General features: G+C 66.9%; 10 protein-coding genes and 1 pseudogene. 9 read left to right on the top strand and 2 right to left on the bottom strand.

Going from position 1 to position 12965, the window contains the following annotated elements; translation table 11 throughout:
• Positions 1-95: 95 nt before the first annotated feature.
• Both ABNQ40_RS00600 and ABNQ40_RS00595 read left to right on the top strand, forming a co-directional pair.
• The gene (locus ABNQ40_RS00600) at positions 96-344 is read left to right on the top strand and encodes a hypothetical protein (RefSeq protein ID WP_146255419.1); all 249 of its coding nucleotides are present in this window, start codon (positions 96-98) and stop codon (positions 342-344) included.
• A 102-nt stretch (positions 345-446) separates the two neighbouring features.
• Positions 447-1340 (top strand): annotated as a pseudogene (locus tag ABNQ40_RS00595) (IS5 family transposase).
• Between the two features lie 244 nt (positions 1341-1584).
• Here the strand turns inward: ABNQ40_RS00595 and ABNQ40_RS00590 are convergent.
• Positions 1585-2697 carry a cyclic nucleotide-binding domain-containing protein gene (locus ABNQ40_RS00590; protein WP_247879952.1) on the bottom strand — a complete coding sequence of 371 codons (1113 nt, stop codon included), beginning with the start codon at positions 2695-2697 and terminating at the stop codon, positions 1585-1587.
• A 215-nt stretch (positions 2698-2912) separates the two neighbouring features.
• Complete coding sequence (locus ABNQ40_RS00585) at positions 2913-3854, bottom strand: helix-turn-helix domain-containing protein (protein WP_109051153.1); 942 nt, start codon at positions 3852-3854, stop codon at positions 2913-2915.
• 743 nt (positions 3855-4597) lie between these two features.
• Between ABNQ40_RS00585 and ABNQ40_RS00580 the strand changes: the two genes are divergently transcribed.
• The 7 genes from ABNQ40_RS00580 to ABNQ40_RS00550 all read left to right on the top strand — a co-directional run bounded on the left by ABNQ40_RS00580 (position 4598) and on the right by ABNQ40_RS00550 (position 12931).
• On the top strand, positions 4598-5971 hold the full coding sequence (locus tag ABNQ40_RS00580) for an NAD(P)/FAD-dependent oxidoreductase (protein WP_391345309.1): 1374 nt from the start codon (positions 4598-4600) through the stop codon (positions 5969-5971).
• A gap of 15 nt (positions 5972-5986) precedes the next feature.
• A complete protein-coding gene (peaA, locus tag ABNQ40_RS00575) occupies positions 5987-7633 on the top strand; it encodes a quinohemoprotein amine dehydrogenase subunit alpha (protein WP_109050736.1) in 1647 nt (548 codons plus the stop codon).
• An 11-nt stretch (positions 7634-7644) separates the two neighbouring features.
• Entirely contained in the window at positions 7645-9078 is a 1434-nt protein-coding gene (peaB, locus tag ABNQ40_RS00570) for a quinohemoprotein amine dehydrogenase maturation protein (protein ID WP_109050737.1), read from the top strand.
• Positions 9075-9395 (top strand): quinohemoprotein amine dehydrogenase subunit gamma, encoded by a 321-nt coding sequence (gene qhpC / locus ABNQ40_RS00565; RefSeq protein ID WP_109050738.1) that lies wholly within the window; start codon positions 9075-9077, stop codon positions 9393-9395. The genes peaB and qhpC overlap by 4 nt, the downstream gene beginning before the upstream one ends.
• Positions 9396-9430: 35 nt before the next feature.
• A complete protein-coding gene (gene peaD, locus ABNQ40_RS00560; RefSeq protein WP_109491045.1) occupies positions 9431-10528 on the top strand; it encodes a quinohemoprotein amine dehydrogenase subunit beta in 1098 nt (365 codons plus the stop codon).
• A gap of 64 nt (positions 10529-10592) precedes the next feature.
• Positions 10593-12296, top strand: a complete 1704-nt coding sequence (locus tag ABNQ40_RS00555; protein WP_109050739.1) for an ABC transporter ATP-binding protein — start codon at positions 10593-10595, stop codon at positions 12294-12296.
• Positions 12281-12931: a S8 family serine peptidase gene (locus ABNQ40_RS00550; RefSeq protein ID WP_109050740.1), complete on the top strand. Its 651-nt coding sequence runs from the start codon at positions 12281-12283 to the stop codon at positions 12929-12931. Before ABNQ40_RS00555 ends, ABNQ40_RS00550 begins: the two co-directional genes overlap by 16 nt.
• Positions 12932-12965 lie beyond the last annotated feature (34 nt).

Here is a 12965-nt window from a genome sequence, read left to right as displayed (position 1 = left end):
GATTCGTTGATTCTTGAGCAAACAAAAATCATTACTTAGGATACAAAGGTATCGCGCGGCATCAAATCCATGTACTTCGCCATGATTACCGATGTATGATTTTCGACCGCTCAGGATTTATATTTGACTATACTATGATTTATTTTTCAACCATGGAGAGGGCGCTGATTGCAGCAGGGACGCTTGTTGCCGTGCTCTGTTGCAAAGTTGGCCGGCAGGCGGCGGAATGGCTGAAGGTTGGACCGAGCCAAGCCGTGTCTGACTTCAAAGGTCGCTACTTCGAGGGTGAAATCTTGCTCTGGGCAGTGCGCTGGCATCGCCGGTACGCCTTGAGAGGCTGTTGAGAAAAAAATACAACAAATGCAGCGTTGAAGTTGGTTTGAGACGCTGATTGCAGTTTCCCTGTTGATAATACATGCCATGTCGCCGCCACAGGAGACAATCGCATGTCACCGAACCGATACCCATCAGATCTGACGGACGAAGAGTGGACTGTGGTCTCAAAACTCTTCACGAAGAGTGAGCATCGTGGAGCGCGGCGGAAACATGATCTGAGGCGCATCATTGACGGATGCCTGTATGTCCTGCGTGGAGGCATCTCCTGGCGCATGATGCCTCATGATCTACCACCCTGGGCGGACGTGTACGATCACTTCCGTCGCTGGCGCAAAAGCGGGAAGTGGGAACAGGTCAATGCGGTGCTGCGCGAGCAGTATCGAACCCGGCGTGGCCGCAAAGCCCAACCAACTGCGGCAGCCATCGACAGTCAATCAGTGAAGACGACTGAGGCTGGTGGCCCACGTGGCTATGATGGTGGCAAGAAGGTCAGCGGGCGGAAGCGGCAGACCTTAGTCGATACGGAAGGCGATCTTCTGAAGGTGCGGGTACATCCGGCCGATCTTCATGACAAGGTAGGGGGCATGCTCCTGCTGACGGGCTTGCACCTGTGGTTTCCTACGATCCAACTCGTGTGGGCGGACACGCATTATCAAGGCCTGAAAACTTGGGCCAAAGACCGGCTCGGCTGGACCATCGAAGTCGTCAAGCACTGGTGGACCGGTATTCAGGGCTTTTGGCTCGCCCCTGGCCAGGAACCTCCAGAAATTCCCAAGGGGTTTCATGTTCTGCCGCGCCGCTGGGTCGCGGAAAGAACATTCGCATGACTTGGAAGACATCGCCGTTTGTCAAAAGATTACGAGCGCCTTCCGGAGTCAGAGGAGACATTCATTTACATGGCAATGAGCCATCATTCTCGTGAAGCGACTTGTTCGTCCACCTTCGGAATTGCAATAAATCTGCTCAGTCCTCTTCTCAACAGCCTCTTATATCGCCGCGCCTAAGCATTGACACATGGGAGCCAAGGGTAGCTTGTGAGGAAGTGTCGGCGCTCCGGTGTGGCGGTGAGGGCGTTCCAGGCGTAACAACAGGCCTGGACGACGGCATCGTAGTCGTCCAGGAGCCGATGGGACAGAAAGCGCTCGCGCAGGTACAGCCAGACTCTTCCCCATCGCGATGGATTATCGAATCACGGATTGCCGGCCTTGGGAATCCCTCTCAGTGAGTCAGCGGCTCCGCTCACCGGTATCAGAAAACCGGAATGCCGACGATCATCAGGCCGAAGACACCCAGGAGGGCATGGGAGACGCTGCTGCCGACCAGCGATCCCTGGCGCGCGAAGATCCAGCCCCAATAGAGGCCGAAGGGAAACACCGCCAGCGCGAGCAGGATCGACACATGCAGATGGGTGGCGCTGAACAGCATGTTGGACAGGAGGATGGCTTCCAGCGTCTTGTATTTGCTGGTCAGGAACAGCTGGAACGACGCCTGGGTGCCGCGGGCGATGGTTTCCTGGATCGGCGTGAAGGCGCAATAGGCGCTGCCATACAGCAGAACCTCGCCCACCGACAGGCCGGTGGAGCGGGCGAAGTCGAACACCGCCTGCCCCTGAAGGGCTGGGATGAAAGTCACGCCGATCCATTTCAGCAGCACGATCAGCACCGCGACGGGAATGGACAGCACGATGCCTTCCAGCGCGTTGCCCCGCCAGTTCTTCAGCGTGAAACCATAGGTGCTGGGCGGCCACGGGCTGGTCTTGACCGTGCGGTAGACGCCAAAGGCGAAGCCGGTCAGGATCGGCAGGCTGATCAGGGAGGTGTCGGGAACCACCTTGCTCAACGCCGTGGTGACGCCCAGCGCGAACATGTAGAAACACAGGCCGACCAGCAGGCGGAAGATGAACCTGCTCATCTCCACCCGGTTTTCCGCCTCGCTCAACCGGCTGCGCAGCGTCTCCACCGTCACCTCGTTGGTGCGGCGCAGGCGGGCGGCCAGTTCATAGGCCATGTTGATCTTCAGGCGGCTGTCGACGTCGAGCGGCGGATCGGGCTGCTCGCGCAGGCGGGCGATGGGAACCGCCATGACCTCGCTGTCCTCGACCGCGCGCACCGCACCGGAGCGCGGACCGCTGTCCAGCAGCGACACCTCGCCGATGGACTGCCCCGCCGTCAGCAGGGCAAGCCGATGGAGGGCGGCGCCGCCGGCATCCCGCTTCAGAACCTCGAAACTGCCGGACAGGATGAAGTAGAGAGCGTCGCCGGGCGCGCCTTCCTCGAACAGGATCTGGCCCTGCGGGACGCGGATGGGACCGTCCATGATGGAGGCCAGCTGCCGGATGTTCCCGTCCGAGAAGCCCGTCAACAGGGGCGCCCTGTTCAGGCGCTCCCCCAAAAGCTCGGAGATCGTCGGATGCCGCGCATCCGCCGGCGCGCCACCAAGCTCCACCATTTCATGCCCCTTCAGGAATACAGACGGGGGGCACTATAGGGCGACTCACCCTCCGACAAAAGCTGTGCACCACGAATGATGGCAGCGGCCGTTCGATCGGTTGCATGGATACACGGCGCAACGGCGCCTCATCCGAACGAAGCGTTCGCCCGCAGGGTGTCGGAGGGCTTCTCCCCGAACATCTCGCTGTAATAGGCGGAAAAGCGTCCGAGATGCCAGAATCCGTGGTCCATCGCGATTTCGGCGACGGTCGCCGTCCGCGGGTCTGCAACGCGCAGGGCCCGGCGCGCCGCGTTCAGCCGCACCATCTTCAGGTAATCCTTGGGCGACACGCCCATGACGTCGGCGAAGCTGTATTCCAGCATCCGCGTCGTCACCCCGATGGCCTGGGCGACCTGCGCCACCGACAGCCGGTCGTCCGGATGGGCCTCCACATGGTCGCGGAACTGGCGGACGAATTTCTGGCGCTGCGAATGACCGATGGTGGGCGGGCGGACCGCCTGCATGATGCCGGCCTCCACCACCGACACGCACTGGTCCAGCAGCGGAAGAAGGACTTCGCTCTGCTCCAGCAGGACGGGCGACGCGGCGAGCACGCATTGCAGCACCGCCCGCAGTTCGCCGGCACGCGCGTATGAAAAGGAACTGGCCGGCACCTCGGCGGCATCCGGCACCGTCACGCGCAGCTGCTCCGCCCGCCGGCGGTCGATGGCGAGCGCCAGCACCGACATCGGGCCGTTGCACAGGAACTCCGACAAGGTGCCGCCGCGCAGGAGCAGAACCTCGTTCTCGCCGACCGGCCGGCCGTCCAGCCGGGCCGGGGCCGAACCCGGCAGCGGGACGGCGACCACCAGCGTGTCGGGCGGCGGGGCCGTGTGCTGATGCAGGCGAAGGTTGGTGTCCTCCTGGAACACGCTGATGCCCGGGGCCACGACCTCCTTCAGCCGGCCGAGGAAACGGCCGGGCTGCAGTTGGCGGTAATGCTGGGTCCAGCCGACGAGAGCCTTTTCCTGCTCCCACACATCTTCCGCGATGTCGGTGTCCAGCAGGAGGGTCTTGGGTTCCACCATCCGCTGTTGCTCCAGGCACGGCACGATTGGGCCGGTTCGTGTGGCTATTGCGGCAATGTCCAGGCAGCGGTCTTGCCTGAACGCCCATGTTCCGCGCTTTCAAGAAGATGTCAAACACAGAGAAGGATGATCTCTTCCATTTCGCAAAACGGATAAGACTATTTTTTGAACAGTTCGCTGCCTTGTGAAAATATATCCTGCCAAAGTCGTGGGCAGAATGGCGAATACATGCATCCTTGCTGACTAACGATCGATCGTCACAAAAATGCCGGCGGAGTTGAAAATTTTTAAGGCTTCCGCCCATTTTGCCGACCCTGCAAACGCATGTGCGATTTTCAAACGGCCAAGAGCGGTTTCAGGAGAGGGTTATTGCCGGACTCCCAAAACAATACGGTAAGCAAACAAATTATCGCCATTGCCTATAGTCTCCGTAAGTACATCGGAAAAAATCAGACTACCAGAAATAAAATATCGAACAATTTCACATCGATAAATCTACCAACCAGATAATCATCAGTTCTTCAAATATATCAGCGAAGATTATCCCCAAAACATCGCTCCGAGATTCTCATTTTCACTAAGGCTATTCAGAAAAATCTGCCAAGTTCCCGAAGATTTTCGCAAAGCGGATAGATCAAACCCAGGTCGCCATTGCACGATCCCGGTCAACCACGGCACTGCCGAAACAGACGGCAGGCCGGGGTGACCCCATGGGACATCGGAAGCGGCAGGGAGGGCACGGCATGACGGATGTGCTGATCCTGGGCGGCGGACCGGCAGGTGCGGTGCTCGCCCGTCGTCTGACGGGCCTGGGGCATGGCGTGACGCTGGTGACCTGCGCCCGGCGCCCGGCGGTGGAAGGACTGTCCCTGCGGGCCGTCGAAGGGCTGCGGCGCGCCGGCTGCCTGGAAGCGGTCGCGGCGGCCGGCATGCCGGCAGCGCGCCGGGTCGATTGGAACGGGCTGCACACCGCTTTGAACGGCGAACATCTGGTCGACCGCAGCCGCCTCGACGCCGCCCTGCTGCGCGATGCCAGTGCCGGAGCGGTTGTCCTGTCCCATGGCACGGTGGCAGCGGTCAGGCGCGGAAAGGATGGCTGGCTGGCGGTCGATGCGGCGGGCACGATGCTGGGTTCCGGCCGGTTTCTGGTGGAGGCCCGCGGCCGCAGGGCGCCGAACGCGCCGGCACGAGAGTCCGGCCCCCGCACGCTGGCGGTCGGCCGTCTCTACCTCGGCCCCACCGGAGACATGGGCGGAGAGGCGGGCGGAGAAGTGGGCAGCGCCGCCTTCTCCTTCGCCGACGGCTGGGCATGGCTGGCTGCCCTGCCCGATGGGCGGCGAGCCGTGCAACTCGTCATCGACGGTGCCGAAAGCCCGGCCCGCGCCGACCTGACCGCCTGGTACGCGGCGACGGTCGCATCGCTGCCGCAGGCGGCCGGATGGATCGCCGGCTGCGCCCCGATGGGCGAGGCGGAGGTGCGCGACGCTACCGCGATCCGGCGGTCGCCCGGCGTGGAAGCCGACCGGCTGCGGATCGGCGATGCCGCCTTCGCCGTCGATCCGCTGTCCGGCCACGGCGTCTATGCCGCGGTGGCCTGGGCTTTCGCCACTGCCGCCGCCGTCAACACGCTGGCCGCCGACCCCGCGGCCCTGCCGGCGGTCGAACGCTTCGTCGAGGATCGCTGTGCCGGACTGTTCGCCCACGCCGCCGACGCCGGCAAGCAGTTTTACCGGGCCGAGGAACGCTGGTCCGGCCGCCCTTTCTGGCGACGCCGCGCCGCTTGGCCGCCGGCCCCGCTGCCCACCGCCGACCGCGGCATCCGCCGCCGCGCCGTGGTGGTGAACGACCGGATCGAGGAACGCCCGGTCCTGGTCACGCCCGCCCTGCCGCGCGGCGTGCTGGCGATCGACGGGGTCGAGCTGGGCCCGCTGCTGGACAGCGTGGCGAGCGACCGAGGACTCGACGGCGATCTGGCCCAGCGCTGTGGCCGGCTGCTCGGCCAGCCGCCGGGACGGGTGGCGGTCGCCCTCGCCTGGCTGGCGAACAACGGGTTCCTGCCGGGCGGGACAAAGCCGCCTTCGGCAATGACGACAACGATGAAGAACGCCAATTCGTAAGAACGGGGAGTACCGATGGGACAGAAACCGAGAGGGCCCGGCCGCTGGCCCGGTCTTTTGCTGGGTGCGGTTGCCGGCGGCGTGGTTTTCGGCGGTGCGCTGACGGCTGCCCAGGAAGCGCTGGCCGACGATGGCCGCATGCAGGGCCGCGCGCTGGTCGAGGAACGCTGCTCCGCCTGTCACCAGAAGGAGGCCGACGGGTCGCTGCACCGCATCGATCATGTGCGCAAGACGCCCGAAGGCTGGACGATGACGCTGTTCCGCATGCGCCAGTTCCATGGCGTCGCCCTGTCGGACGAGGAACAGCGCACGCTGGTGCGCTATTTCGCCGACCGCCAGGGTCTGGCGCCGGAGGAGGCCGCCCCCTACCGCTATGTCCTCGAACGCCGCCCGTCGGTGGTGGAGGAGCCGGTGACCGACGGCGACCTGTCGGTGATGTGCGCCCGCTGCCACAGCGTCGCCCGCGTCGGGCTTCAGCGCCGCGATGAGGACGAATGGCGCCGTCTGGTCAACTTCCATCTCGGCCAGTGGCCTACCATCGAATATTCCGCCCAGGGCCGCGACCGCAAATGGTGGGAGATCGCCTCCACCGAGGTTCCGCAGACGCTGGGCGGCAAGTTCCCCTTCAAGACCGACGCCTGGACCAGCTGGCAGGCGGCGCCCAAGCCCGATCTGTCCGGCCGCTGGGCGGTCGCCGGGCACCGGGCCGGCATCGGTTCCTATGGCGGCACCGCGACCATCGCCAAGGAGGCCACCAGGGATGGGGATGGCTACCGCATCACCTACGACCTGACCGATTCCGCCGGCAAGCCGCTCAAGGGCGAAGGCAGATCGACGGTGTTCACCGGCTATGAATGGCGCGGCACCGGCACGCTGGACGGCAAGCCGGTGCGCGAGGTGTTCGCCGCGTCGCGCGACGGCAGCCGGCTCGACGGCCGCTGGTTCCTCACCCAACAGGACGAGGTCGGCGGCAGCCTGCATGCGGTGCGGGCCGGCGGTGCCGACAGCATGATCCTCGGCACCAGCCAGAGCTTCCTGAAGGCGGGCAGCACCGCCCGCATCACCCTGTGGGGCAGCGGGCTCGACCGCGGCGAGGTCGGCTTCGGCCCCGGCGTGTCGGCGAAGATCCTGTCGCGCGGCCCGACCTCCGTAACGGTTGAGGCAACGGCCGCCGCGGATGCCGCCCCCGGTGCGCGCAGCCTGACGGTGGGCGGCGCCAAGGCCGGCGGCTTCGCGGTCTATGCCACGCTCGACAGCATCCGGGTGGAGCCGGACTTCACCATCGCCCGCGTCGGCGGCAATGGCGGGCCGGTCCCGCCGATGACCGCGCAGTTCGAGGCGGTCGGCTATCTGAATGGCCCGGACGGCAAGCCCGGCACCGCGGACGACGTGCGCGTCGGCCCGATGCCGGCAAGCTGGAGCGTCGAGCCCTTCAACGACGCCGCGGCGCAGATGGAGGACGTGAGGTTCGCCGGCGCCATGGGCTCCAGTGGCCTGTTCACCCCCGCCGGCGCCGGCCCCAACCCGCAGCGCCAGTTCGGCACCAACAACATCGGCGACCTGAAGGTCGTCGGCACGGTGATCGACGGTTCCGCGACGCTGACCGGCACCGGCCGCCTGATCAGCACGGTCCAGCGCTGGAACGACCCGCCCATCCATTGAGGAGCAGAGCCATGGCAACCCTTCATCTGGTTCGCGACGACCTGCGCGACGTGACGGTCGGCGACCGGCGTGTCCTGTTCCATGTCCCCACCAGCGGCCTGTTCGAGCTGGACCGCGTCGGCGGTGCCCTGATCGACCTGTTCGCCGAGTTGGGCGAGGTCAGCGAGGAGGATGTCCGCCGCCGCTTCGACGGCGTCGCCGATCCGGCCGAGGTGATCGACAGCCTGCGCGAACTGATCACGCTGCGCGTCGTCGAGAGCGGCCCGGCCGTCAGGCGGACGAAGCCGCCGGTGACCATCAGCGAGTTCCCGCTCAGCACCGTCGTGCTGAACGTCAACACCGGCTGCAACCTCAGCTGCACCTACTGCTACAAGGAGGATTTGACCACCCCCGCCAAGGGCGAGCGGATGGAGTTCGACACCGCCACCCGCAGCGTCGATCTGCTGCTGCAGGAGGCCAGGGGCCGCGACAGCGTCAATGTCGTCTTCTTCGGCGGAGAGCCGCTGACCAACCTGCCATTGATCCGTCAGGTGGTGGCCTATGCCGAGGAGCGCGGGCGCGAGGCCGGGGTCCGCATGGACTTCTCGCTGACCACCAACGGCGTCCTGTTGACCGAGGAGACCGTCGACTGGCTCGACGCCCACCGCTTCGGCATCACCATCAGCATGGACGGGCCGAAGCCGCTGCACGACCGCAACCGCCGCACCGTCGGCGGCAAGGGGTCCTACGACGTCGTGGCGGCGAAGGCGCGGATGCTGCTGTCGCGCTACCGTTCCCGCCCGGTGGGGGCGCGGGTGACGCTGACCGCCGGGGTCACCGACGTGGTGGCGATCCACGACCATCTGAAGACCGATCTGGGCTTCTTCGAAGTGGGATTCTCCCCCGTCACCTCCGGTGCGATGTCGGCCTTCAACCTGACCGGCGACGAGTTGGCGACCGTCTTCCACAACATGAAGACGCTTGGGCTGGCCTATGTCGAGGCGGCCAAGCACGGCGTCAACACCGGCTTTTCCAACATGCACCAGCTGATGACCGATCTGACGGAGGGAACGACCAAGTCGCTGCCCTGCGGCGCCGGGCTCGGCATGCTGGCGGTGGACAAGGAAGGCGACCTGCATCTCTGCCACCGCTTCACCGGATCGTCGCAGCCGACCTACGGCAATGTCGACGACGGCATCGCCAAGGACAGTCTGGGCAGCTTCCTGGAAGGGATGGCGAACCGGACCGGCACCGATTGCGAGACCTGCTGGATCCGCAAGCTGTGCGCCGGCGGCTGCTATCACGAATCCTACGCCCGCTACGCCGATCCGGCGCACCCGACCTATCACTACTGCAACCTGATGCGCGACTGGATCGACTTCGGCATCCGCGCGTATGCCGAAATCATGGTCGCCAACCCGCAGTTCATCGAACGCCACGTCGCGCCGCGCAGGGGGATGAAATGAAGCATCTGACGCCCATCAACAAGAAGGCCCGTCTGGTCGATCAGGCCGTAGAGAACGGCCATTTGGACGAGGTGGTGGCGATGCAGGTGGTGGTCGGCTGCGCGTCCACCATGGATCCCGGCTGGGAAGTCGATCCCTTCGGCAGCGTCGCAGCACTCTGCGCACCGATGGAGGCCGACCTCTACGGCTGCTCCGACCCCTGCTGGTGGCCGGCGCAGGTGCCCGACACCATCAACAGCTACCCGGACTGGAACGCCAAGGCGGCCTCGGCCCAGAACGACTGGCGCGCCCTCCAGTCGGTGTTTCCGAAGGACTGACCGCCATGAAGACCCATGCAAACGGAGTCCGTCCGATGAGAAGCCGGCGTTCCATCTCCCATTTCGGCGGGCTGCTCGCCGCTGTGCTGCTCGCCGCCTCTCCCGCCGCGGCGAAGGACTATCTGCTGACCGGCGCCAAGCCCGACAAGCTGGTGCTGGTCGACGCCGCCGCCCGCAAGGTGGAGCGGGTGCTGACCATCCCCGGCGGCGGGGTGGCGCCCGGCACCATCGTGCCCTCGCCGGACGGCCGCATCGCCTATGTCGTCAGCAACCACATGGGCAGCGTTTCCGGCATCGATCTGGACAGCGGCAAGCAGGTCTTCCGCGCCGACTTCTCGACCGCAGAGCTGCGCGTCCGCAGCCTGTTCGGCATGGACGTCAGCCCCGACGGCAAGGAGTTGTACGTCTTCCAGGCGCCGGTGCGCATGCTGCCCGGCGAGTACCGGGTGGAGGACACCCGCATCGCCGTCTACAGCACCGCCGACGGCGTCGGCGCCAAACCGGTGCGCCTGCTGCCGGCACCGCGCCGGGTCGCCGTGCTCGCCTTCTCCAAGGATGGCGGCACGCTGTGGGCGCTCGGCTGGGACCTCTACGGCCTCGATCCGAAAACGGGAGCGGTGAAGGAGACGCACAAGGTGCTGAACTGGACCCGCGCCAACCACAGCCCGCCCGACGTGCTCGACATCTGGCCGCAGTTCGAACAGGCGGCGACGCTTTCCACCCCTTACTTCACCGCCCGCACCGATCTGGCCGCGACCGATCCCGGCGCCTTCCGCACCGGCCTGATGACGCTCGACCTCGCCACCGGCCGGATGGACATGCGGGATTTCGAGGACACCAGCGCCGTCATCTTCTCGTCCGTCGTCAGCCCGGTGAAACGGACGGAGGCCTATTCCGTCTACACCCAGCTGACGAAGATCGACACCGACGGCGGCAAGCTGGTGAAGCGGGTGGACCTGCCGCACACTTACTATTCGATCAACGTCTCCAGCGATGGCAAGGAAGTCTATGTCGGCGGCACCGCCTGCGACATCGGCGTCTACGGCACCGATACGCTCGACCGCGTCGGACAGGTGGAAATCGCCGGCTGCCCCGACCAGGGCATCGCCTCCCTGCGGGTGATCCGGCGCTAGGTTAATGCCCTCTCCCGCCCTGGGAGAGGGCGACTTGTTGCCCTCGCCACCCAGGATATCCACCATGCCCCATTCCCTGCGCTGGGCCGGCGGCTTCGTCCGGCCGCACCGGAGCCGTCTGGCGGTCTGCGTCGTCCTGTCGCTGGCCGGCACCGGCATCGGGCTGGCACAGCCCTGGCTGACCAAGCGCATCGTCGATGACGGGCTGACCGGCGGCGATGCCCGGCTTCTGGTGCTGCTGACGCTGGGCATGCTGGCGGCAGGGCTGGTCTCCACCCTGCTGTCGGGGGCGAACCGGCTGGTCTACACCCGTGCGTCGGCCGGCGTGCTGTTCGCGATGCGGGAGCATGTGTACGGCCATCTCCAGACGCTGCCGCCGCGCTTCTACGCCCGCTGGTCAGCCGGCGACGTGCTGGGCCGGCTCGACGGCGATCTGGCGGAGGTGCAGCGCTTCGCCGTCGATGCTCCGCTGTCGGCGCTGAACGCGCTGCTGACGCTGGCCGGGGCGGTGGCGCTGATGCTGCTGATCGATCCGGCGCTGACCGTGATCGCCTTCCTGCTGCTGCCGGCGCAGGCACTGTTCCTGCGCGGCGCCCGGCCCTGGGTGGAGCGCAGCGCCCGCACGCTCCGCGACTCCATGGCAGCGCTGACCGGCTTCTTCGTGCAGCGCCTGTCGGCCATGAAGCTGATCCAGTCGCTGGGTGCCGAATGCCAGGAGGCCGACCGCCTCGCCGCCCTCGACCGCGATTGCCTGGGCCAGCTTCTGCGCCAGCAGATCGTCGGCATCGTCACCGGCGGCGTGCCGGGCCTGCTGGGATCCGCCGGAACGGCGGCGGTGTTCCTGTGGGGCGGCCTGCGGGTGATCGACGGCGAGCTGTCGCTGGGCGCGCTGATCGCCTTCTCCGCCTATCTCGGCCGCGCCACCGGTCCGGTCCAGGGGCTTCTGGGCCTGATCGTCGGGGCGCAGCGTGCCCGCGTGTCGCTGGACCGTTTGGGCGAACTGCTGTCCGAATTCCCTGCCATAAACCGCCCGGCCCGGATGGTCATCCCGGCATGCCGGGGCGGTGCGCTGTCGGTCGAAGGCGTGGTCTTCGGCCATGTCCCCGCCCGGCCGGTGCTCGACGGGCTGTCCCTCACCATCCCGGCGGGATCCAAGGTCGGGCTGCTCGGCCCCTCCGGCGCAGGCAAATCAACGCTGACTGACCTGCTGCACCGCCATTACGACCCGGAGCGGGGCCGCATCGCGCTCGACGGCGTCAACCTGCGCGACCTCGACCCCGCCCTGCTGCGCCGCCGGGTGGCGGTGCTGGGCCAGGACGCGCCGCTGCTGCCGGGCAGCATCGCCGACAATCTGCGCTTCGGCCTGACCGCAGCGGAGAGCGCGGCGCTCGACCGGGACACGCTGGCCGAGGCGGTGGCCGCCGCCCAGCTCAGCGGTTGGATCGCCGGCCTGCCGCGCGGGCTGGACACGCCGGTCGGCGCCTGGGCCTCCGCCCTCTCCGGCGGGCAGCGGCAACGGATCGCACTGGCCCGCTGCCTGCTGCGCAAGCCGGACCTGCTGATCCTCGACGAGCCGGTCTCCGCCCTCGACCCCGCCGCCGCCGAGCGGCTGATCGCCGATGTGGACCGCCTGTTTGCCGGCCGCACCCGTCTGGTCATCAGCCACCGCGGCGAGGCGCTGGCCGGCTGCGATGCGGTGTACCGCCTGGAGCATGGCCGTCTGGAGCCGGTCACTCAACCCCTGGAGGCCGCATGCGCATCGCAGTGATCGACAGCGGCATCTCGTTGCCCAACGCACAGGCGACCGAGCGCGCGGCCTTCCGGCTGCGTGAAGATACGCTCGGCATCGAGCAAATCCCGGCCGCCCCTGACCGCATCGGCCATGGCAGCGCCGTCGCCGCGGCGATCCTGGCGCAGGCCCCCACGGCGGCGCTGATCGACGCCCAGATCTTCCATGACCGCATCACCGCCTCGCCTGCCGCGGTGGCGGCGGCCCTGCGCTGGGCCGTCGGCTGCGGCGCCCGGCTGGCGACCCTCAGCCTCGGCCTGTCCGCCGACCGCCCGGTGCTGCGCGCCGCGGTGGAAGAGGCGCTGTCGCACGGCCTGCTGCTGGTCGCCGCCAGCCCGGCGCGCGGCGGCCCGGTGTGGCCCGCCGCCTATCCCGGCGTCATCGCCGCGACCGGCGACGCCCGCTGCGCCCCCGGCGAGGTGTCCGTCCTGCCCGCCGCTTTCGGCACCTGCCCGCGCCGGCTGGATGGCGCCCCGCATGTGGGCGGCGCCAGCCTCGCCGTCGGTCATCTCGCCGGCCTGCTGGCCGCCGCCGCCCCGCCGTCGCGCGAGGCCGCTCTCGCCCATCTGCACAGCGCCGCCCGCTGGCACGGGCCGGAACGGCGTCTGGTCTGACGCCCTGGCCGCCGCGGGGGTGGGGAAAAGCATC

Source organism: Azospirillum sp. A23, from assembly GCF_042938965.1.
Lineage (GTDB): Bacteria > Pseudomonadota > Alphaproteobacteria > Azospirillales > Azospirillaceae > Azospirillum > Azospirillum melinis.
The sequence above is the reverse complement of the archived record's forward strand: the minus strand, read 5'-3'. Positions and strand labels throughout refer to the sequence as shown.

Coding starts and splice junctions, on each gene's coding strand:
- ABNQ40_RS00550 (WP_109050740.1), top strand. CDS start 12,281: ATGCGCATCGCAGTGATCGACAGCGGCATCTCGTTGCCCAACGCACAG.
- ABNQ40_RS00585 (WP_109051153.1), bottom strand. CDS start 3,854: ATGGTGGAACCCAAGACCCTCCTGCTGGACACCGACATCGCGGAAGAT.
- peaA (WP_109050736.1), top strand. CDS start 5,987: ATGGGACAGAAACCGAGAGGGCCCGGCCGCTGGCCCGGTCTTTTGCTG.
- ABNQ40_RS00600 (WP_146255419.1), top strand. CDS start 96: ATGATTTTCGACCGCTCAGGATTTATATTTGACTATACTATGATTTAT.
- ABNQ40_RS00580 (WP_391345309.1), top strand. CDS start 4,598: ATGACGGATGTGCTGATCCTGGGCGGCGGACCGGCAGGTGCGGTGCTC.
- ABNQ40_RS00555 (WP_109050739.1), top strand. CDS start 10,593: ATGCCCCATTCCCTGCGCTGGGCCGGCGGCTTCGTCCGGCCGCACCGG.
- peaB (WP_109050737.1), top strand. CDS start 7,645: ATGGCAACCCTTCATCTGGTTCGCGACGACCTGCGCGACGTGACGGTC.
- peaD (WP_109491045.1), top strand. CDS start 9,431: ATGAGAAGCCGGCGTTCCATCTCCCATTTCGGCGGGCTGCTCGCCGCT.
- qhpC (WP_109050738.1), top strand. CDS start 9,075: ATGAAGCATCTGACGCCCATCAACAAGAAGGCCCGTCTGGTCGATCAG.